The following is a 21,039-nucleotide window of genomic DNA, read 5'->3' as shown; positions in this document are numbered from 1 at the left end:
AAATTTAATCAACCTTTTTGAGTATATATGCCTGTTTATTTTAGCAAACTATTCTTACTATTTACTTTCAAAGTTATGGTTTGCCCACAAAGGTACTTATGGAAGCCTAGCAGGTGTTATTTTTTATTTTACCTATAGATAAAAATCTAAAAGTGTTTGTCAAGAAAAATTTTAGACTTTTTGTTCGTATGATAAATTTCGGCGATTTTACTGGCAATTTCGGTATAAAATTATACCCTTTACCAAACATAATCTTAAATCTCCATTAAAGCTTTTAATAAACCTTCCAGAGTATATTCTTTCGCCTCTACATCGACTCGTCCCAGTAACTGCTGACAAGTTTTGGAAGTTTGAGGGCCAATGGAAGCAATGCAAACGCCCTCCAAAACATCCGGAGGTAGAGATGCTTGTACCAGCCGATCGAAACATTGGACGGTTTTGGAACTAGCAAAAGTAACTGCATCCACTGCTTTGCGCTGTAGAGCGTCGAAAGCTTCTGGCGGTATATCCGTCGGACACTGAGACTGATAAGCCGATACTTCCACGACAACAGCGCCTTGAGCGGTTAATTCTTGTACCAGTACTTCTCGCCCCCCAGTTTCCACTCTGGGGAAGAGAATTTTTTGGCCTGGTAATTGTTCTGGGAAATTTGCCACGAGGGAATCGGCCACAAAGTCTGGGGGAATAAAATCGGGCGTGACAGAGTGTTGTTGCAGGCGTTGGGCTGTTTTTTTGCCAACTACAGCAATTTTGAGGGTAGCTAGAGCGCGGGCGTCTTTGCCTTGTGCTTGCAGTCGTTCAAAGAAATAGTCTACGCCGTTGGTGGAAGTGAGAATTAACCAGTGAAAAGTGCGAAGATTTGCGATCGCACCATCTAAACTCTCCCAACTGGAAGGAGGGCCAATTGACAGTGCAGGCATTTCAATTACCTTTGCGCCTGCTTGTTGCAACAGGTCACCAAACTCGCCAGATTGACCCACCGATCGAGTCACCAGGATAGTTTTGCCAGCCAGAGGAAGCAACCTCTCTTTGTCAGACCGAGAGGGGAGAAGAGAAGCAGAAATTTGTTGAAAATCGATCGATCTTGAGTCTTCGGTATTGGTCACGGCGATAGAAATTTGCGGTTGAGGATTCTCAGTGTCGAATTTTAAATCATCCTCGATCTCGATCGCCACTTTACAACCAGAATCGCCGCTAAGTAAATATGGGCGTAACCCCACAACTTCCCCGATCGCGATCACTGCTGGCGAGAGAGACACCCCAGCAGTGACTTGAACAATATTGCCCAGTTCTCCTGTCCAAACTTGTTGTTGGGGATGTCCCGCCCAGCGAATTACCGCGACGGGAGTTTTTGGCGAACGTCCGTATCGTTGCAGGCGATCGACAATTTCCGCCAAATAACGCCCTCCCATCAAAATTACCAGCGTGTCAATGCCAGAGAGCGTCTCCCAATCTAACTCCGCTGGGTCGTGACCGCTGAGAACTGCAAAACATCGACTCAACACCGGGTCAGTCAGAGGAATTCCCGCAAACAGCGGTGCTGCTAGCGCCGAAGAAATTCCCGGCACCACTTCAAAAGGACAACCTGCTGCCAGCAAGCTCTCAATTTCCGAGCCACAACGACCGAAAATGAACGGATCGCCACTTTTGAGCCGCACTACCTGCTTTCCTTGCTGACATTGTTCTACCAGCAAGCGATCGATTTCTGCTTGCTTAATGCTGGGGCGTCCGCCGCGTTTGCCCACATCAAACAAGCAGCAATTGAGCGGTACTAGGTGCAACAGTCGCCCATCGACAAGGGCGTCGTAGACCAGAACTTCTGCTTGCGCTAACAGCTGTTGCGCCCTCACAGTGAGGTAGGCCACATCGGAAGGCCCAGCACCCACCAAGTAGACTTTGCCTTTTTGCTCGGTCATAGTTTCGCTTTTGCGAACGCCAATTTTTTACTTTTGTTCGTTCACTTTTTGAATGATTTCATCGACTTTACCAGCTTGCTCTTTTTGACCCTGGCTTTGCAATAAATCTCTAGTTGTTCTCAAACTGGCGAGCGCTTCCTCTTTCTTGCCTTGTTCGGATAAACCTAATGCTAAGACATAATGAGCTTGTGCAAAGTCGGGCTTGAGGCGAATGGCTTCTTTTGATTGTGCGATCGATTCGTCTAGTTTGCGCTGTTGACCCAAAGCCACGGCTAATTTAATATGAGTCTCTGGATTATCGGGAGCGAGGCGAACAGATTCCTTGTAGTGAGAGGTTGCCTCATCTAGCTTACCCTGACGTTGGAGAAGCACACCCATGTTAGAGTGAACCTCTGCATTTTTAGGGTCTAGCTGAAGCGATTTGTTCCATAATTCCTCTGCGGTCTTGAAATCTTGTTGTTTGACCTTTTCAATACCTTGTTGATAGTAATCCGCAGCGCTGCCTTTTTCTACAGGGGCTGGGGCTGGGGCTGGGGCTGTTTGAGTATTGGCAGTATCTGTTTGTCCGGAGGCTGCTGGGGAAGCTGGCGGCGTTGGGTTAGAATCCTGTGGGTTTGAAGCTGATGCCGAAGTTGCTGGCGAAGCTGATGGGGTAGAGTTGGCGTTTGGCGAGTTTGACCCTGATGAAGAACAACCAAAAGTAGATAGGCTCAGACTGATGACAGTAGCCAAAAGCAGGTGTTTGCGTTTGAGTTGATGAGACATTAGCAGATCCGTAATCGTAGCTCTAAGCCTAGTGTGACAGAAGATTTAGAGGTTGACTAAATCAACAAAAGGCAGTAGCAATAATTGCTCTGCCTTTATTATTGTGCGATCGCACATCCAGATTCAGCTGAAGATTCGCGGTTTACCTTTACCAGCGGGACTCCTGGTCTGCGGGGTCGCCGTAAGGGTCTTCACTGGCGGGACGAATATCGGGGAACATTCCTACATCGGCGGGGTCGCCGTAGGGGTCTTCGCTAGCGGGACGGACATTGCCGAACATTCCTCCATCTGCGGGGTCACCGTAGGGGTCTTCACTGGCGGGACGGACATTGCCGAACATTCCCACATCTGCGGGGTCACCGTAGGGGTCTTCACTAGCGGGACGGACTGGGCGATCGTAATCATTGTATTCTTCTTCCGATCGTCGATCGTTATTGCCAAAGATGGCATCGGTCACGTTTCGCAAAAATCTATCTACCATGATTTATCTCCGTTAAATTTGTGTCAAAATCGGGACTTACTGTGCGGGTGCTAAGTCGGTTAAATCGCGCCCTGTGGACTGTCCGTTATAACCCTGGAAATCTCGATATCGTTGCGCTTCCGACTCCGGAACTCGAATTCCTTCTGGTGGCGGCGTTACCCAATGAGCTGCGCCTTGTGCATCCCGGTAGTAAACTCGTCCGTTCTTAGAAAGGTAGTACTTGCCCTGCGGCCCTTGCTCTTGCTTATTTCTATGCTGGTTGTAGAGATAGTAAAGTGCAGCAGCTCCTGCCAAGATAGCCACTTTCTGGCCGGTTGACAACCCCTGACGCGCTTGGGGTGTAACTGGACGGGAAGTTTGACCTGCTGGATACCTACTGTCGCGGGGTGGAATCGCTTCATTCGATCCTCCGCAGGCGGTCAAAAGTGGCAAACTTAGGAATGCTGTCAGCAGCAAGGCAATTGTACGCGAAATTTTTGTCTGAGCGAATATTTTATTCATTGTTTCTCCTCTGGTTTTAGGCTATTGGCAGCAGCTTGTAGCGCAGTTTGTCAACCTGCGCCGCCAGAAAAAAGAGTGTTTTCCTTCAATTAATTTCTGAGTGCAAATAAAGCTGGCCTGCTTGCGATCGCCAGCATTACCGTTTCGCAGCTACAACAGCTATATTTGCTTGTCTGTTATTTCAATAGTGACGACATCTGCAAATAGTTACCTCCAGCCTTAGATAGAAGGTTTGTTCGTCCTCTGGTAAGATACGGCATCTTAGGCTGGATAAATAAGTCACCGGATTTTGGATTTTGGATTTTGGATTTTGGATTTGCTCCGCCACAATCCTACAAAGCTTCAAATTCGGAATTTTTTTGATGATTGTCCTTGAAATCCGAGGTTTTACCCTATTTTTTTCCGATCCTAAATTTATTTACAGTAGAATATTATTCGCCATTATTTTATTATTTTTTGGTTCGTTATTTATGGACATATTTCATATACCAAAACGAACCAAAAATAATTATTTTAATTCAAAAGACAGGCGGCAGGAAAAATGAGATACTCCAGGAAAAACAATTTCCAGATGAATTGGTAAAACTGGGCGATCGCACTTTTATCGTGCAAGTCTACACTCCCACTTCGCCACCACATCAAACCTAGCATTATTAAATGAGTGACAATTAGAAAAACTTGGTTTACCGATGCCAGATAGAGTAAGCCAGCAACGCTCATCCCCACATAGCATAGGGTTAACACCCAACGTGCTAAATTAAACACAGCCACCGCGCCCAGTTTGATTGTAAAAGTGCTGATGTTGTATTGGCGATCGCCTTCTATATCGGGAACGTCTTTAAAAATGGCGATCGCAAATGTAAACACCAAAATGAACAGCGTCAGCGCCCAAACTTCTCCCGTTACAATTATCTCTTGCGCGTTGTGCAATTTTTGGTTAAAGTGCAAAAACAGTCCGATATTAACGATCGCTCCGCGCACGCTAAAAATACACAACGCCGCCCAAAATGGAAATCGTTTCAACCGAATTGGCGGCAAAGAATAAGCAGTGCCAATTGCCAAACTAACGCTTACCATCAACAGCAAAAACGGCCCCATCAACCAAGCGAATATCAGTGCCAATATGCCTGTAATGCCAACAATTAACTGAGCTTGGCGTAGCGAAAATTCACCCGCAGCTAAGGGCAAATGCGGTTTATTAATGCGATCGATTTCAATATCTTCTAGCTGATTTAGTCCGACAATGTAGATATTGCCGCACAGACAGGCAATCCAAGTTCCCCATAACTGCCACAGTTGCAGGTGGAAATTGCCATTATATGCAGATTGGGCAATTAAATACAAGCCTAAAACACTCAGGGTTGTACCGATTATGGTATGGGGACGAGAGAATTTCCAGAAAGAGTAAATCCCAGCAGCATATTGCCGCACTCCCTGCGGATGAGAAGTATCGGTTATACCAGAACGATCGGGGATAATCTGACTCACAAGCTACCTATATGACTACAGAAAGCACCAACACCGCTACAAAAAAATAATGCCAGAACCAAAGCAGAAAAACGATCGCTTTGTCTGTGTCCGTGATGATTGTTACTGCTTATTAGCACAGAGCAAACCAAATCTAATTAACCCGCGCTCATAGCCTTGCTTCATTAATCCTAAAGACAGTGCTGCCTGGATTGTACCCCAGCCGCTGCAAAGTAAACCGAAGATAGCTCTGAGATCGAAAGCAGAATCTATGACTGTATCCCAAAATGGCGCGACAGCTTTTGACCAATCTGCGGTTCTGATATTTTGGAAGGAGAGGTTGCGGGCGATCGCTTCGTATTCCGGCAGCGAAATCACATAAGGTAAGCAATAAACTCGATAAATCTCCTCTAAATGCTTTTGCTCATCTGGCGTGAGGGGGGCATTGGGAGGCGTTGCGGGACGATGACACCAAGTTACCATCAGGAACGTTCCCCCTGGCTTTAACACTCGATCGCACTCCTGCATAAACTTCACCTTATCAGGCATATGTTCGCCACTTTCCAGCGCCCAAACAAAGTCAAAGGAGGCGTCAGCAAAAGGCATATTGAGGGCATCGGCGACCTGGAAATCAGTTTTGGCACTCAGTCGAGCTGCTAAGGCTCGTTCTTTGGCCCTAGCTGCTTGTACGGGGCTGAGTGTAATTCCCCAGGCAGATGCGTTAAACTTTTCTGCAAGGTAAAGAGTGCTGCCACCAATTCCGCAGCCTACATCGAGGATACGATCGGCGTGCTGTACTCCTGCCCAGCTGAGCAGTTCTTCGATCAGGTCAATTTGCGCCTGACGACGGTCTTTTTTGAGGTCGCCATTGGGCCCATAGTAGCCGTGGTGCATATGTTCTCCCCAAATCTGTTCCCACAGACTGGAGGACGCATCGTAGAATTGCTGAATTTGCTGATAAAGAGTTGAAGTCATCGATTGCTGTGTATTCATACAAACCGGAATTAGCCTAGCAGACGATCGCTCCGCAGTACACGCTTCTTTTTCCAGTCTATGACTCACAAAGCAACGAAGGAGAAAATTTTGCGATCGAGAAAGTACTCCTTTAGGAGTAAGCTTCAAAGAAGATTATTAAACCAAATTTTCCATGACCATATCAAGAAGCATTTGCCTGGGATTTCTCACCGTTATTGCCGTAGGAACTCTTCTGCTGATGATGCCGTTCTCCACCAGTAGCGGAATGTGGAACAACCCGCTCGTAGCCCTGTTCACATCGACCTCTGCCGTTTGCGTGACCGGTTTATCGGTTGTAGACCCAGGTACATATTTTTCTTTTTGGGGTCAATTTTTTATTGTCGCTTTGGTTCAAATTGGCGGACTCGGCTACATGACCACAACCACTTTCCTGATCTTGCTCGTGGGCCGCAGGTTCGATCTCAGGCAGAAAATGGCGATTCAGCAAGCTTTGGATCGTCCCGGTATACAGGATAGCGCCCAAGTAATTCGGTCGGTCATTGCTACTACAATGATTTTTGAAATTACGGGAATTTTTCTGCTGATGTTTGTGTTTGTGCCTGACCACGGTTTTAATTATGGGCTGTGGTTGTCAATTTTTCACAGTATTAACTCTTGGAATAATGCCGGTTTTAGTTTATTTAGGGATAACTTGATTGGCTATCAATCATCGGTGTTAGTAAATTTGGTTGTAACGGGATTGATTATTTTGGGTGGCATCGGCTACCAGGTAATTTTTGAAATCTACGTATGGCTGCGCGATCGCATTTTGAGAAAACCATATTGCCAGGTATTATCGCTGAATTTTAAGGTAGCTACCAGCACAACAATTATACTTTTATTGTCCGGATCTATAGCATTATTTTGTATAGAAAGTAGAAATCCAGAAACATTAGGATATCTTAGTTTAAAAGATAAATTATTGACAGCTTGGTTTCAATCTGTAACGCCTAGAACCGCTGGCTTTAATACTATTGACTTTAGCAAAATGACCCAGGCTGGTTTATTTCTGACGATTGCACTTATGTTTATTGGCGCAAGTCCTGGTGGCACTGGTGGCGGGATTAAAACGACAACATTGCGAGTTTTAACCAGTTGCACAAAAGCCATTTTGCAAGGCAAAGAAGAAGTTCAACTTTATCATCGCCAAGTGGCATTAAGCCTGATTATAAAAGCAGTTGGTGTATTGGTTGGTTCGTTTGCCACCGTAGTGGTATCGACAATTTTAATTTCAATTACCGATCCAGAGTTGCAGTTTAGTCAAATACTGTTTGAAGTTGTCTCGGCGTTTGCAACAGTCGGTCTTTCTACAGGGATTACAGCTAGCATTACACCTGCGGCAAAACTGATTATAATTTCGACAATGTACATTGGAAGAGTAGGGGTTTTACTGATGATGGCCGCTATTCTGGGAGACCCCCGTCCCAGTGCAGTTCGCTATCCAGAAGAAAACTTACTCGTTGGGTAGTTAAGCAATAGCACAAATAACAGAAAGCAAATAACAGAAAGTGTGTGTGATAAAAGGTATTGGTATGAACCTGTCATCTCTAAGTTTTTTTCGCAGTTTGCGTAAAGACAATCAACAGTTTGCGGTAATTGGATTGGGTCGTTTTGGTCGATCTGTCTGCTCATCTTTGCACAATATGGGATACCAAGTTCTGGGAACTGACGTTGACGAAAAACGAGTTTCCCAAGCTTTGACCGACCAGCTAGTTTCTCATGCAGTGCAATTGGATTCAACCGAACCGACAGCGCTAAAAGAAGCGGGTATTTTTGAGTTTGATACGGTGATTATTGCGATTGGTAATTATATCCAAGAAAGTATCATTACAACTCTGAATTTGAAAGAAGCTGGTGTGGCTCACGTTGTCGCGAAAGCTTCATCGGAAGTCCATGTGAAGCTATTGAAGCGTGTGGGAGCGGATCATGTGGTTTATCCGGAGTTTGAGGCGGGTTGTGCGCTGGCGCGATCGCTCACCAAACCAGCCATTTTAGACCGTTTTGATTTAGATACTGAAAACAGCATTGTGGAACTGATCGTTCCAGATGAATTTCACAACAAAACGATCGCCGAACTCAAACTCCGCAGTCGTTATGGTTTGAACTTGCTAGCGGTAAGTCACGAAGGCAAATTTGAGATTAATCCCGATCCTAACAGACGGCTTCTTAAAGGTTCGGCGATCGTTGTGATCGGCTCGAATAAAGATATCAATAAGTTGCCAATTTGAAAGTCAAAAGTCAAAAGTCAAAAGTCAAAATAAGGAAAGGCGTCGGTAAGAGGACAGAGGCGCAGAGGCGCGACCAAGCAGAATTAATTTTTTCCTTTTTTCTTTTTCCTCTTCTTTTTGACTTTTGACTTTTGACTTTTGACTTTTCTAGCGCCTGGGTTGTTTCCGCAGCACCTCAATTTGTTGTATCAGGAGATCGACTTCATCGGCTTTAGAGGTCTGACCTTGGGATCTGTATAAGTCCCTAGCTCTCTTGAGGGGGCGAACTGCATCTTTGAGCTGCTCTTGATAGTACAAAATAACGCCCAAATTATAGTGTGCGGATGGCTCGTTGGGCTGAAGGCGAATGGCTTCTCTATAAGCTGCGATCGCCTCTTCTGGCTGATTTTGTCTGCTTAAAATATTGCCTAAACTATTGTAGCCTGCTGCTAAATTCGGACTGATTTCAACTGCTTTTTGGTATGCAACCGCTGCCGCCTCCAATTGCCCTTGCTTTTCTAAGACAATTCCCAAGTTGTAGTAAGCATCGGCATTGTCGGGATTTAGGCGAATCGTTTGTCTGTAGGCTACATTCGCTTCTTCTAGCCGATCGAGTTGATAATAGATCGCGCCTAAGTTATAGTAAGCATAGGAATTTTCGGGATTGATGGCAAGGGTTCTTTCATATGCGGCGATGGCAGCATCGACTTGACCTTGCTGATAATAAATCACTCCCAAGTTATAGTGAGCTTCTTCTAAATCTGGATTGAGAGCAAGCGCTTGCTGGTATTGAGCGATCGCTTCCCCAGTGCGGCCTTTTTCGTTAAAAATATTGCCCAGGTAAAAGTGCGCCGGAGCAATTTTGGGGTCTCGTTCCAGTGCTTTGCGAAAAGCGACGGCGGCGATATCCAAGTCTCTCTGGTTGTAGCTATTGACTCCTTGTTGGAAGTAACCAGCCGCCTCCAGATCTTGAGTAACAATACCTCGAACTAGCTGCTTCGTTCCTGGGATATCGCTCGCTGCATGGGTTGGCGACAGCACAGACGAACAAGCGATACTGATAGCGGCGGCAATTATATAGATTGCGGGGTGCTTTTTAAACATTTGGTTCTTTAGTTTTTAGTATGCCAACTTTGGGAGCGGGGGAGCGGGGGAGCGGGGGAGTGGGGGAGAAAATGTTTGTAAATGAATTTTTGCATAAAGATTCCAAAAGAACCATTTTTCTCGATCAATTTGGTGGCTTTGCTTCCGGCAAAATCAACATGGCATCGCCAAAGGAATAGAAGCGGTACTCGCAGGCGATCGCTTCTCGGTACAATGAGAGCAAGCGATCGCGTCCAATCATTGCACTGAGGAGCATCAGCAAGCTAGAACGGGGGAGGTGAAAGTTAGTAATCAGTCCCTCCACTACGCGCCACTTGTAACCGGGATAGATAAATAATTCGGTTTTACCGCAAAAAGGTTGTAATTCTCCGCTAACAGCAGCTCCTTCCAACGATCGCACTACTGTTGTTCCCACTGCAATCACTCGACCTCCTCGACGCTGGGTGGTGCGGATTTTGGCGACCGTTTCCGGCGATACCTCGACCCATTCGGAGTGCATTTTGTGAGCTGTAATGTCCTCTGCTTCAACGGGTCGAAACGTTCCTACACCGACGTGCAGGGTTACGTATGCCTGTTCGATTCCTTTTTCTTGCAACTGTTTGAGTAACTCGGTTGTAAAGTGCAGTCCCGCTGTCGGAGCTGCGATCGCACCCGGTCTTTCGCCATAAACTGTTTGATATTGTTCTGGGTGAGACTGGGAATTTTTTATGTAAGGTGGCAAAGGTACATGACCGAATTGTCCCAAAACTTGAATTAAAGAAGTTCTTGGCGGCAATTCAAATTGCAAAATTCGCCCACCCGTAGCTTCATCTCTAGCCACAACTGTAGCGGTGAGTTTATTTTGGATTTTGGATTTTGGATTTTGGATTGGGAATTGAAAATCCTCCCCATTCTCCCCTCCTCGTGCGACGGGGAGGGGTTGGGGGTGGGGTTGTTGAGCTTCAAATAGTATTTTCGTTCCTGGCGGCAAGCGTTTACCTGGCTTCACCAAAGCTAACCAGCTGTTGTTTTCCAGCTCTTCCAACAGTAAAACTTCTACTGCTGTACCGCTGATTTTGCGACCGTAAAGTCTGGCTGGGATCGTGCGAGTGTTGTTCAGCACTAGCAAATCGCCTGATTTGAGCAAGTTGGGTAAGTCGCGAAATATATGGTGGCTGTGGTGGGAGGGAGAATTTACTACCAGCAAGCGAGAGCTATCCCTGGGGATCGCCGGATTTTGTGCGATTCGCTCTTCTGGTAATTGGTAATCGTATGCGGATAAGAATAAATCTTCATCTTTATTAGGCACTGGACTGGGTGACGATCTACGTATTGAATTTTAAATCGCTTCTGCTTCCCAAGGCTGACTCTCGCAATTTAATCAGGATACATGGGGATTGAATCTCGGATCGATCGTGCCAAGGCAGAATTTGTCGCTGTGTCAAGGAATATGCTAAATTTTGCCTAATTTGAGCCATCTATGCTATATCTATCTAGCCTAACCAAAATCTATTTGTAAAGTTTTTTATCTTTTCAGTAATGTAGAGTTATAATTAATTAATAAATCTCAATATAAAATCAAAAAATTGGGTAAAACTCCCCAGTAAAGCTTGGGGGTTTACCCCCTATTTGTAAACCACAATTCCTCGCAAAAATATAGGTATAACATTCGCTAGGCTCCTCAAGTAAATTTATGGAATACTTATATTTTCTCGCGAATGCCAGCCTTACTCAAAGAATAGTTGAGTACCTGCACGCGAATCGCCAATTTCCTCTTTACTCAGTCACAGTTCTCCATCAGATTGATGGCTGGGTAGTGAAGGTTAAAATGAAAACTTCTTTAGACCCACAACTGCATGGAGACTTTCGAGCATTCCTAAACGAATTGGGAATTCCCCACCAACCGGAAGTCCGTGTCAAAATGGCACTTTGGAGTTTGGATGCGGGACAGTCGCCCATTGACGTGATGCGCCGCTACCAAGTGGCAGTAGTTTCTCACGGTAGACCCGATCGCGAAGAAATAGAAGCATTTCGCCGCCAATTTGTCAATGGTTTGGGATACTGCCCAGAAACTCTGGCATAAGAGAAGAGAAATCTAACCTTCAAAATCAAAGGCTGACTGAATATACTGCTGCAAGACAAGTCGATATCCTGTTTTCTGTGCAGCTGGCTTCCCAGTTAGCGAAGATTGCTCCGCATTGTTTCCTTTTTGGTCATCTGCCGATGGGGGATCTAAGTAGTAACTATCTATAGCTTTAAAATTGGAATTACGGTAAGGCTTTCTACCCAGCCGCTGACACCTAACCAAAGCTACATCAAATCGACACGGACGGTCTGCCAGTTCTGGGTGTGCGGCTAAAAATAACAGCACTGCTTGCCAAAGTTTAGCTTGTTTTTGCAGCGAGATCGACAGCAGGCCGTCTGCATCCCAATTTCCCCGACTGCGGGTTTTTACCTCTACAAATACCAAATCTGCCGATTCACTGTTTTGGGCAATGATGTCCAACTCTCCCCAACGACAATACCAGCGACGATGCAATATCGACCAGCCTTGCGATCGCAACCATTCGGCAACCAGGTCTTCACCTAATGCACCGAGATCGGGATAATGAGATACTGAACGGTTTGCCATCAACTGGTACGAGCATGAATTTAAGTTTAAAAAATCGGATCGCGAGAATATTACTCAGTTTATGGCTTTGGGTAGCTATCTGCCTAACGGCTTTTGGAGGGATTTCGGCTCCAGCTTGGGCTTTGGACTACACCAAAGAGAACCTAGTTGGTGCAGATTTCTCCGGACGCGACCTCACAGATTCCAAATTCAACCAAGCCAATCTCCGCAACAGTAACCTGAGTCATACTGATTTGCGGGGAGTCAGTCTTTTCGGGGCTGTTCTAAATTTAGCTAATTTAGAGGGAGCCGACCTCAGCTATGCTACGGTAGCCACAGCCCGTTTTATGAAGGCTAATTTAACCAATGCAATTCTGGAAGGTGCTTTTGCCTTCAATGCTAAATTCGATGGTGCGATCGTCGATGGTGCTGATTTCACCGATGTGATCCTGCGCGACGATCAGATCAAAATCCTTTGTGCAGTTGCTAAAGGGACTAATCCGGTGACCGGACGCGATACTCGCGAGACTTTGTATTGTCCTTAAAAAAGGGCGGGGGAGCGGGGGAGCGGGGGAGTGGGGGAGTGGGGGAGTGGGGGAGTGGGGGAGCGGGGGAGTGGGAGAATGAGATAGCGGGAAGAAATTCTTAATGAGTGACTTTTGACTTTTGACTTTTGACTTTTAGCTCCTCCGCTCTCCCGTTTTTTCCTTTAAATTAAATTTCGATTAAATCAGAGAAGGAAACTTGGCAAAGTCGATCGAGTTCGATGCTGCGCTGTGCGGCGGTGCGATATTCTTGGCTGAATTTCTCGCCGCGTTCTTGTTCGATCGCAATGTTAGTCTTTTCCCAAAGTTCTCGAAAATAACGAGATTGTTTTTTACACATCACTTGTTCCATACGAGTGACAGCAGCTCGAATTAATTCCGCAGCACGGGTGATATCCAACTTTCTCAACTCATCTAATTGAAACAGGTGACCAACTTGGGCCATTTCGTCTGGGAATTCCAGGCGTTTGTCTTGCAACTTAGAGATCGGGTCTAGTTCTAACTGTGGATATGTTTCCTGGATCTCCAAAATCTGCGCCCATAAAAATCTATGGTGAGAAAGGCTAAATTCCAAATCTCGCTCCTCTAAGATATCTGCGATCGCTTGACGCTGGTAAGGACAATGCAGATAAAGGCGCAAAAGTAAAGCTTCCGCTCGCTCTAATCGGTTTCCTTCCGGTAAACTGGGAACCGGTTTAGCAGGTTGAGGACGCCCAGGCACGGACCCAATTGGCCCACTGCGGCGGGGATTTCTCAATTCGACGATCATATTTTGGGCAATCATCGATACCAGTCCCGCTTCGCCTTGGCTGAGAATTTCTGCACAACGAGTGATGTAGTGCGTCCGCATATCTGGATTGAGGATATTGTGCAGCAATTTCATCATTTGCTGATATGCTTGCTGATATCGATCGGCTTGTTTGAGGTTTTTTCCAGCTACGATTTGCTGGATTTGCCAGTCTAACCACAGTGGCGCATCTGTTACCAACTGGCGATACTCTTCGTGGGAATGGGTTTTGAGATATTCATCGGCGTCTTTGCCATCGGGAATGTTGAGTATGCGTAACTGCACCTCTCCCCGGTAGGCTAAGTCTGCAATTTCCCCGATTGCTCTTTCGGCGGCGGTAGTACCGGCTTTGTCAGCGTCGAAGTTGAGTACGAGTTGTTTCGAGTCGGTGTAACGCAATAAATAACGAATTCGATCGATGTTGAGAGCAGTGCCGAGTGAAGCGACGGCGTTGGTAATCCCTGCGGAGTGGAGTGCGATCGCATCAAAATACCCCTCTACCAGGATAGCTCGGTCTTGCTTGGCAATCGCGTCTTTAGCTTTATCTAACGCAAACAGAGTTTTACCTTTATTAAATAGTTGCGTTTCTGGCGAGTTGAGATATTTGGGTTGTTCGTTGGTGAGAGTGCGACCGCCAAAAGCGATAACTTTGCCTTGCATATCGCAAATGGGGATAATCAGACGATCGCGAAATACGTCATAATAACCACCACCCTCTTTGCGCGGTTTAATCAACCCGGCTTGTTCCACCAAATGCACGGCATAGCCTTTTTGTTCTACAAGGTAGCGGTAGAGAGTTTCCCAACCCGCCGGTGCATAGCCGAGTTGAAACTGCTGGATGGTTTCTTCGCTCAGCTGCCGTTGGGATTTGAGATATTCTAAAGCTTGTTGTCCTTGGGGTTGGCGCAATGCGTGCTGGTAGAATGCTGCCGTCACCGCCAGTATTTGGTAAAGCTGTTCCCGGAGAGTGATTTGGCGTTGCAGTTCTTGTCGCTGTTCGGGTTCGAGGGTTTGCACCGGCACAGCGTAGCGTCGCGCCAATTCCAGCACTACATCGCTGAAGGATTGTTTTTCCACTTGCATGAGGAAGTTGATGGCGCTACCGCCAGCTTGACAGCCGAAGCAGTAATACATCTGCTTTTGCGGACTGACGGTGAAGCTGGGGCTTTTTTCGTCATGGAAGGGACATAAGCCTACGAAGTCTTTGCCCCGCTTGCGTAGGACGACGCGATCGGATATTACATCTACAATATCGACTCGCTGTTTGACTTGTTCGATCGTGTCTGGGTGCAGGCGCGGAACTTGCATTGCTTGGTTGCCTCTGTGCTAACTGTTCCTTCTCTATTAGACCTCTCCAAAAATTCTGGTGGGGTAGGCATCCTGCCTGACTTTTGAGATTCTTTTGGCGGAAATGTCTATTAGACATCTCCAAAAATTCTGGTGGGGTAGGCATCCTGCCTGCCTTTTGAGATTATTTTGGCGGAAATGTCTATTAGACATTCCCGCCGGATCATCCAAAAAATGCGTTGGGTTTCGCTTCTCTCAACCCAACCTACCAGAAAATGGCTTCATTTTGTGATAGAAATATCTACCCCAAGTACCGCAATTTTACCTAACCCGATCGCTTTAAAAATTTTTTATTTAAACTTTACTCAATCTTTATATTAGCAATCCGTAGATTATCCGGATTGTGCAATTGCATCAGGTTGTTTTGATAATATCCAACAAACATACTGCGGTTATTACTCTGTAGACGCGCAAAGATTTCCTGAAACACAGTTATTTTAACAGTATCTTTATTTAGACAGGCGAGAAGATTTCCACTAAGCGACCGAGGATAGCGATCGCATAAAACTTCAGCCAGTTCCCAGAGTGTCTACCGTTAAATGACTCTTCTCCTTCACCAAAGTGGATTTAGAAACCTAATTGACAATGACGCTCAATGAACTGGTCAACTACGACCGTAACCCAGGCGATATTTCCACTTCAATAAAATCAAAAATGATAATTTTGTGAGGAAAAACATATGGAAATTCTAGCCTACCTTCATATGGCATTGGCTTACGAAGAAGCTCAAATACATCATGCTAATTGTACTAAAATAGAGCCAGAAAACTGCCAAAGTATCGAGCCAGAAAATGCGGCTCATCAGGCTGCATTTTGTGACGAAAATACAAAAAACACTCCTTGTCATTTGCAAGCTGCGGAAGCTTAAGAGATTAATGAATATGCCAGTCATGACTAATCAACCCCTGCAAAAGGTAATTGACGAATTAAATACTCTGATCGGGGAAATCGAAACCAATCCTGGCACTTCGTCTTGGACAATTCGCATGGCTTTAAAGGCAATAGCTGATAAAGCCGAAAAAATGAACAAAGAAACGACGCAAAAACAAAGCTGAGTTTGGGTAAATACCCGCTCGACTGCTCAATTCAACTAATTGAAACCAAGGGTGCTTCCTATAATTTAACTATAGCAGGACTTACGCAACTGGCACAATTAGTAGGGTGCGTCAGACGCTCAAACCCTAATGCTGTCGATCGGATTTATGGTCTGACGCACCCTACAAACCACAAATTTACCCAAAATTAATAACTAGCAACTTACGTTAATAATTTACCCATTTTTTTAATAAAAGCGATCGCTTTGTTCAAAAAAGCTTCTTTAAATATGGGTATATTTACCGAAACACGCAGTAATAGGCTTTGAGGTCTCATAAAATAAAGCTGGATTGGCCAACAATCTGCGAAAAACCTATATATTGATAGTTGACATTTTTGAATAAAAGTGGTAAATTTATTATCGATTAAAATTAAGCGATCGCATCTGTATTTATTCCCAAAGCCGATCGCAAATTGAGACTGAGCATGAGAATGCGATCGAGCCATATACTCAGCACGCAATTAATTTAATTTTGGCAAGTTTGAAAAGTTCTTCACTTTAACTTCTATCTGGAGATAGATTTTAGAATATTTATAAGCGCAGATGAAAGCAGATAGATTTATTGCTTAGATGCGTAAGATTGTAAGTATTGGTTGCAGGTAGGAAACAGCTATGTCAGGCCCAAATTTAGATGGCTTTTATGACTTAACTGCCAATGCCGATAATTTTCAAGTAACGGCGGGATTGCTGGGTGGATTGCCGTTCGGACTGCGCGGATTAGAAGGAAATGATTATATTGGCGGTGACTCTGCGCCAGAAATGATTAACGGCAATCAAGGTAACGATACCGTATCTGGCGGCGAAGGTACGGATGCGGTGTATGGTGGCAAAGGCAACGACTACCTCTACGGAAATCAGGGGAAAGATATCTTATTTGGCGATAACGATGCGGATATTCTTTTCGGCGGTAGCGAGGACGATTATCTTTACGGCAATCAGGGAAACGACCAAATTTCCGGCGACAAAGGCAACGATATTTTATTTGGCGGTAAAGGCGATGACCTTCTCAACGGTCTGGAAGGAAATGATATTTTAGTGGGAGATTTTGGCAAAGATACTTTAATCGGTGGAGAAGGTCAAGACACAGTTGTACTGCGAACCGATACCGCCGTAAACGATCCAGCTTTAGCAGATATTATCCGCGAATTTAATAACGGTTTCAATCGCATTGGTTTGACGGGTGGTTTAACGGCGGCAGACATTTCTCTGGAAATAGGTTCTCTCGCTGCTGGAAGTTCTGATACTATAATTAGAGTGAAATCTGACGGTACAATTTTGGGTTGGGTTGAGGGAGTATTGCCGAATCAAATCGGAAGCGATCGCATTGTTTCAGTAGATAGCTTATTAGCAGCAGAAGCCAACAATGTCAACAACCTTTTATCTAGCATTCCTTTTAACAACAGCATCGTCACCGCCGCACCGATTTCATCGACACCGATAAATGTTACCCTCGACTCATTACCGCCGCCTTTCCAAACCGAAAGCGCCACCAAATTTTCCCAAACAGTGCCAATTCCAGATAATCCCTCACTGCAAGTACCGGCGGGTTTTGAAGTAAACGTATTTGCCGCTGGTTTGGCAAGTCCGCGTTGGTTAGCTGTTACTCCCACCGGCGATGTTTTGGTAGCGGAAACATCCCAAAATCGGATTAGTTTGTTACGGGATAGCAACGCAGATGGCGTCGCCGATGTTCGCACCACTTTTGCCAGTCAGTCAAACGGATTAAATCAACCATTTGGGATGGTTTTTGTCGACAATTACTTCTATCTTGGCAATACTAATGCCGTGGTGCGCTTTCCCTACAGTAACGGTCAGTTGCAATTAATCGGAACAGGCGAGAAAATCGCTGACTTACCGACTGGCGGACACTCCACGCGCAACCTCGCGCTTTCTCCAGATGGACAGAAATTGTATGTAGCGATCGGATCTGCTTCTAATGTTAATGTAGAACCTTTGCCACGCGCCTCCGTACAGGTGATGAATCTTGATGGTTCTAACCAGCAAACATTTGCTTTCGGTTTGCGAAATCCAGTCGGACTCGAATTTAACCCGACAAACGGCCAACTTTACACTGTGGTGAACGAACGCGATGGTTTAGGTGACGACTTAGTTCCAGATTACCTCACCAGTTTGAATGCAGGTGAATTTTACGGTTGGCCTTATACTTATCTATCACCCAATCTATTCGATCCGCGCCGCACAGTTAACGGCCAAAGCGAAAATCCCGAATTAGCGGCAAGTACTACAACACCCGATGTTTTGTTCCAAGCACATTCTGCACCTTTGGGATTGGAATTTTACAACGGTCAAACTTTCCCCCAAGAATATCGTAACGGAGCGTTTGTCGCCTTGCACGGTTCTTGGAATCGCGATCGCGGTACCGGTTACAAAGTTGTGTTCGCGCCTTTCGACGCCAATGGTAATCCTCTAGGTTACTATCAAGATTTTCTCAACGGTTTTCTATTAGATCCCGCTGTACCGACGACTTGGGGAAGACCTACGGGTTTGCAAACTTTACCCGATGGTAGTATGCTCGTTACTGATGATGCCAATAACCGCATTTATCGAGTTCAATATTAGGGCTAGGGCGTCGGGGCTAGGGGTTAGGGGTTAGGGCGTCGGGAAGAGGGAAGAGAGAAGAAGAAAAAGGGAAAATATTAATTCCTCCACTCCCCCACTCTTCCCTTTGAATAAGGGCGATAATCAAAGCTGTCAAACACGACCTGCGGATTTAATCAAATCGGCTGCTTTTTCACCAATCATAATTGTGGGTGCGTTCGTGTTTCCGGTAGTAATGGTAGGCATAATTGAGGCATCAACAACACGCAATCCCTCAACGCCATGTACCCGCAGTTCCGAGTCTACCACCGCATCGGGATCAGTTCCCATCTTGCAGGTGCCGACAGGGTGCCAAATAGTAGTGGCAACTTCCCGGATGTAAGTTTGCAGTGCTTCGTCGCTGGATACATCTGCGCCAGGAGCAACTTCCTCGCCGCGAAACTCATCAAATCCTTGTGAGTCCAACAACTGACGGATAATTTTTATCCCTGTCACCAGCTTTTGCACATCTGATTCACTTTGCAGATAGTTCATCCGAATCGCGGGTGAGTCTTTGGGGTCAGCAGAACGCAAGGTGACATTGCCGCGACTTTGGGAATGGGTCAGGCAGGCTGTCCCGGCGAATCCTGGCCCGTCTTGGGGATAGCCGGAAGGCACCCATAAAACGGGACTAAAGAACAACTGCAAATCGGGGACAGCATCTAAATTGCTCTCGGTGTGCAGAAATAATCCGGCTTCTGCGATATTGCTGGTGAGGGCTGGTTGCAGATTTTTAGTGGCGCGATATGCTACTGTGACACAAATGTGATCTTGAAGATTCTGACCGACTCCTGGCAGATTGACGAGGACGGGAATGTCTAGCGATCGCAATTTTTCTGCATTCCCAATTCCAGAGAGCATCAGCAGTTTGGGGGAATCAAACGCTCCTGCCGAAAGGATCGCTTCTTTGCTGACTCGAACTTGATGCAGCGTGCCTTCATGCAGGTATTCTACGCCAACGGTGCGCGTTCCCTCAAACAGTAACTGTGTTACTAAAGCGCCTGTTTGAACTGTTAGATTAGAGCGATCGAGAAACGGGATCAGAAATGCTGCTGCTGTACTGTGGCGTTGACCATCTTTAACGGTCAATTGATACAATCCCGCGCCTTCCTGTTGTGCGCCATTGAAATCAGGATTGCGATCGTACCCCATTGTCGCCGCAACTTCTACAAATCGGTGCGAGATCTCATTCGGATCGATGATATCGCTAACGTTCAACAAACCGCCAACGGCGTGAAATGGCGATGCGCCGCGCTGTTGATTTTGCGATTTCAGGAAGTAGGGCAACACATCTTCGTAACTCCAGCCTGGATTGCCCAATGCTTGCCAGGAATCGAAATCGTGACGGTTACCTCTAATATAGATGGTGGCATTGATCGAACTACAGCCACCCAAAACCTTCCCTCGCGCACAAAACACTTTGCGTTTGTTCAGATACGGTTCTTCTTCTGTCCAATAAGCCCAATCTACTTCTGTTCCCAGTAGTTTTGGCCAAAATACCGGAACTTGGATCTCCGGTTTTGTGGGTGGATTCCCCGCTTCTAGCAATAATACCGTCGTTTCACCATCTTCTGTGAGGCGATTGGCAACTACACAGCCTGCCGAGCCTGCACCAATTACAACATAATCGTATTGATTCATGACATCCCGATATTTTTAACTGAATATTATTGAACATCGGGGTACAACTCAAACAAAACATCCTCAGCAGTTACAGTATCAGAAGCGACTCTGACCGAGATCGAAAATGGATACAAGCCCCCGCATTTATCCGTGGGGTCAATCCAAAATCCAAAATCCAAAATCCAAAATCCAAAATCGAATGACTATTCCTTGACTATCTCCACCAAATCTTCAACCAAAATATTAAATGCCCGCGCTAACTTAAATAAGGCAGTCACATCAGCCATTGCCATTCCATCAGACAAGGCATAAGTTTTTATTGTGCTGTAGGGGACTCCCGCGCGATCGGATACTTCCTTGAGCGACCAACCCTCTTTCGCAGCAAACTCTCTAATTCGCAGTTTGACCAATCCCATACTTGACAGCAGCTGAATATTCAACTACAATTTTATGATAATTAAAAGCAATCGCCCTCCCAGGTAGCAATCTGAAGGGCGAACGCTAGTCAAAAACAAAACCCCAAAAGGGGAAGTCATTTATATGGTAGCAACAATTCAGCAAGAATCAACAGTAGTTCATCCACAAACTCGTTTTGTTACCGCAGAAGCAATAGCCCAGCTTCTGGGAGTGCATCCGGAACAGCTTACACAAATCCGCTGTTGGGCGCACGTTATCCTGGTAGTGGGAGAAGGCATCAGCAGATTTGTCAGCTACGCCGACTTGCCGCCGATCGTAGAAGTCGAACCACCCACCACCAAGGACTTTCTCGCTTGGCGCAAGCGTTGGCGGAAGATCGGGACATATGCAGCGCCTCAATTTTGGGTGGAATTTTACACCCAAAAATTTCAGCAAGCTGGTTCTTTGACACAACTGCACAAATGGGGAGAATTGGCGAGCCAAATCAACTTTGGTTTCAATTTAGCATCTGTGCAGTTATTGCAAAGCATTTATGAGGAGCTAACACAGCAATACAGCTGGCAAACTCCCTCAACGTAGCT

At 45.8% G+C, this 21,039-nt stretch carries 20 protein-coding genes; 8 read left to right on the top strand and 12 right to left on the bottom strand.

Annotation, left to right across the window (positions count from 1 at the left end; translation table 11 throughout):
- Positions 1–254: 254 nt before the first annotated feature.
- From cobA to ACE1CD_RS22685, 6 genes are all read right to left on the bottom strand, one after another.
- Positions 255–1,916, bottom strand: a complete 1,662-nt coding sequence (gene cobA, locus ACE1CD_RS22710) for a uroporphyrinogen-III C-methyltransferase (RefSeq protein WP_374826314.1) — start codon at positions 1,914–1,916, stop codon at positions 255–257.
- Between the two features lie 27 nt (positions 1,917–1,943).
- Positions 1,944–2,681, bottom strand: coding sequence for a tetratricopeptide repeat protein (locus ACE1CD_RS22705; RefSeq protein ID WP_374793305.1), 738 nt, complete (start codon positions 2,679–2,681; stop codon positions 1,944–1,946).
- A gap of 148 nt (positions 2,682–2,829) precedes the next feature.
- Positions 2,830–3,162 (bottom strand): translation initiation factor, encoded by a 333-nt coding sequence (locus ACE1CD_RS22700; protein WP_374793307.1) that lies wholly within the window; start codon positions 3,160–3,162, stop codon positions 2,830–2,832.
- A 36-nt stretch (positions 3,163–3,198) separates the two neighbouring features.
- Entirely contained in the window at positions 3,199–3,663 is a 465-nt protein-coding gene (locus ACE1CD_RS22695; RefSeq protein WP_374793309.1) for a hypothetical protein, read from the bottom strand.
- Positions 3,664–4,176: 513 nt separating this feature from the next.
- The gene (locus ACE1CD_RS22690) at positions 4,177–5,121 is read right to left on the bottom strand and encodes a homogentisate phytyltransferase (protein WP_374793460.1); all 945 of its coding nucleotides are present in this window, start codon (positions 5,119–5,121) and stop codon (positions 4,177–4,179) included.
- Positions 5,122–5,253: 132 nt separating this feature from the next.
- Positions 5,254–6,105: a methyltransferase domain-containing protein gene (locus ACE1CD_RS22685; RefSeq protein ID WP_374826366.1), complete on the bottom strand. Its 852-nt coding sequence runs from the start codon at positions 6,103–6,105 to the stop codon at positions 5,254–5,256.
- Positions 6,106–6,277: 172 nt separating this feature from the next.
- Here ACE1CD_RS22685 and ACE1CD_RS22680 point away from each other — a divergent pair, with 172 nt between their 5' ends.
- Both ACE1CD_RS22680 and ACE1CD_RS22675 read left to right on the top strand, forming a co-directional pair.
- Positions 6,278–7,612 carry a TrkH family potassium uptake protein gene (locus ACE1CD_RS22680; protein ID WP_374793311.1) on the top strand — a complete coding sequence of 445 codons (1,335 nt, stop codon included), beginning with the start codon at positions 6,278–6,280 and terminating at the stop codon, positions 7,610–7,612.
- 64 nt (positions 7,613–7,676) lie between these two features.
- On the top strand, positions 7,677–8,372 hold the full coding sequence (locus tag ACE1CD_RS22675) for a potassium channel family protein (RefSeq protein WP_374793313.1): 696 nt from the start codon (positions 7,677–7,679) through the stop codon (positions 8,370–8,372).
- 147 nt (positions 8,373–8,519) lie between these two features.
- On the opposite strand, the gene ACE1CD_RS22670 is transcribed toward ACE1CD_RS22675, so the two are convergent.
- Complete coding sequence (locus ACE1CD_RS22670; protein WP_374793315.1) at positions 8,520–9,455, bottom strand: tetratricopeptide repeat protein; 936 nt, start codon at positions 9,453–9,455, stop codon at positions 8,520–8,522.
- Positions 9,456–9,579: 124 nt separating this feature from the next.
- Complete coding sequence (queA, locus tag ACE1CD_RS22665) at positions 9,580–10,743, bottom strand: tRNA preQ1(34) S-adenosylmethionine ribosyltransferase-isomerase QueA (RefSeq protein ID WP_374826313.1); 1,164 nt, start codon at positions 10,741–10,743, stop codon at positions 9,580–9,582.
- A gap of 384 nt (positions 10,744–11,127) precedes the next feature.
- Between queA and ACE1CD_RS22660 the strand changes: the two genes are divergently transcribed.
- Positions 11,128–11,517 (top strand): hypothetical protein, encoded by a 390-nt coding sequence (locus ACE1CD_RS22660; protein WP_374793319.1) that lies wholly within the window; start codon positions 11,128–11,130, stop codon positions 11,515–11,517.
- A 12-nt stretch (positions 11,518–11,529) separates the two neighbouring features.
- Here the strand turns inward: ACE1CD_RS22660 and ACE1CD_RS22655 are convergent, their stop codons facing one another.
- The gene (locus ACE1CD_RS22655; protein ID WP_374793321.1) at positions 11,530–12,066 is read right to left on the bottom strand and encodes a YraN family protein; all 537 of its coding nucleotides are present in this window, start codon (positions 12,064–12,066) and stop codon (positions 11,530–11,532) included.
- A gap of 14 nt (positions 12,067–12,080) precedes the next feature.
- Here ACE1CD_RS22655 and ACE1CD_RS22650 point away from each other — a divergent pair, with 14 nt between their 5' ends.
- Positions 12,081–12,590: a pentapeptide repeat-containing protein gene (locus tag ACE1CD_RS22650; RefSeq protein WP_374793322.1), complete on the top strand. Its 510-nt coding sequence runs from the start codon at positions 12,081–12,083 to the stop codon at positions 12,588–12,590.
- 169 nt (positions 12,591–12,759) lie between these two features.
- Here ACE1CD_RS22650 and dnaG read toward each other — a convergent pair whose 3' ends face one another.
- Positions 12,760–14,685 (bottom strand): DNA primase, encoded by a 1,926-nt coding sequence (gene dnaG, locus ACE1CD_RS22645; RefSeq protein WP_374826312.1) that lies wholly within the window; start codon positions 14,683–14,685, stop codon positions 12,760–12,762.
- A 718-nt stretch (positions 14,686–15,403) separates the two neighbouring features.
- On the opposite strand from dnaG, the gene ACE1CD_RS22640 reads away from it, so the two are divergent.
- From ACE1CD_RS22640 to ACE1CD_RS22630, 3 genes are all read left to right on the top strand, one after another.
- On the top strand, positions 15,404–15,592 hold the full coding sequence (locus tag ACE1CD_RS22640) for a hypothetical protein (protein WP_374826311.1): 189 nt from the start codon (positions 15,404–15,406) through the stop codon (positions 15,590–15,592).
- A 13-nt stretch (positions 15,593–15,605) separates the two neighbouring features.
- On the top strand, positions 15,606–15,779 hold the full coding sequence (locus ACE1CD_RS22635) for a hypothetical protein (protein ID WP_190464059.1): 174 nt from the start codon (positions 15,606–15,608) through the stop codon (positions 15,777–15,779).
- Positions 15,780–16,432: 653 nt separating this feature from the next.
- Complete coding sequence (locus ACE1CD_RS22630) at positions 16,433–18,400, top strand: PQQ-dependent sugar dehydrogenase (RefSeq protein WP_374826310.1); 1,968 nt, start codon at positions 16,433–16,435, stop codon at positions 18,398–18,400.
- A gap of 132 nt (positions 18,401–18,532) precedes the next feature.
- On the opposite strand, the gene ACE1CD_RS22625 is transcribed toward ACE1CD_RS22630, so the two are convergent.
- On the bottom strand, positions 18,533–20,059 hold the full coding sequence (locus ACE1CD_RS22625) for a GMC family oxidoreductase (protein ID WP_374826309.1): 1,527 nt from the start codon (positions 20,057–20,059) through the stop codon (positions 18,533–18,535).
- 185 nt (positions 20,060–20,244) lie between these two features.
- Positions 20,245–20,457, bottom strand: a complete 213-nt coding sequence (locus tag ACE1CD_RS22620; RefSeq protein ID WP_374793464.1) for a helix-turn-helix domain-containing protein — start codon at positions 20,455–20,457, stop codon at positions 20,245–20,247.
- 124 nt (positions 20,458–20,581) lie between these two features.
- Between ACE1CD_RS22620 and ACE1CD_RS22615 the strand changes: the two genes are divergently transcribed.
- Entirely contained in the window at positions 20,582–21,037 is a 456-nt protein-coding gene (locus ACE1CD_RS22615; protein WP_374793331.1) for a hypothetical protein, read from the top strand.
- The last annotated feature ends 2 nt before the right edge of the window (positions 21,038–21,039 follow it).

Origin of the sequence: Aerosakkonema sp. BLCC-F183 (assembly GCF_041929145.1) — a bacterium.
Lineage (GTDB): Bacteria > Cyanobacteriota > Cyanobacteriia > Cyanobacteriales > Aerosakkonemataceae > Aerosakkonema.
This window is presented reverse-complemented; position numbering and strand designations above follow the sequence as displayed.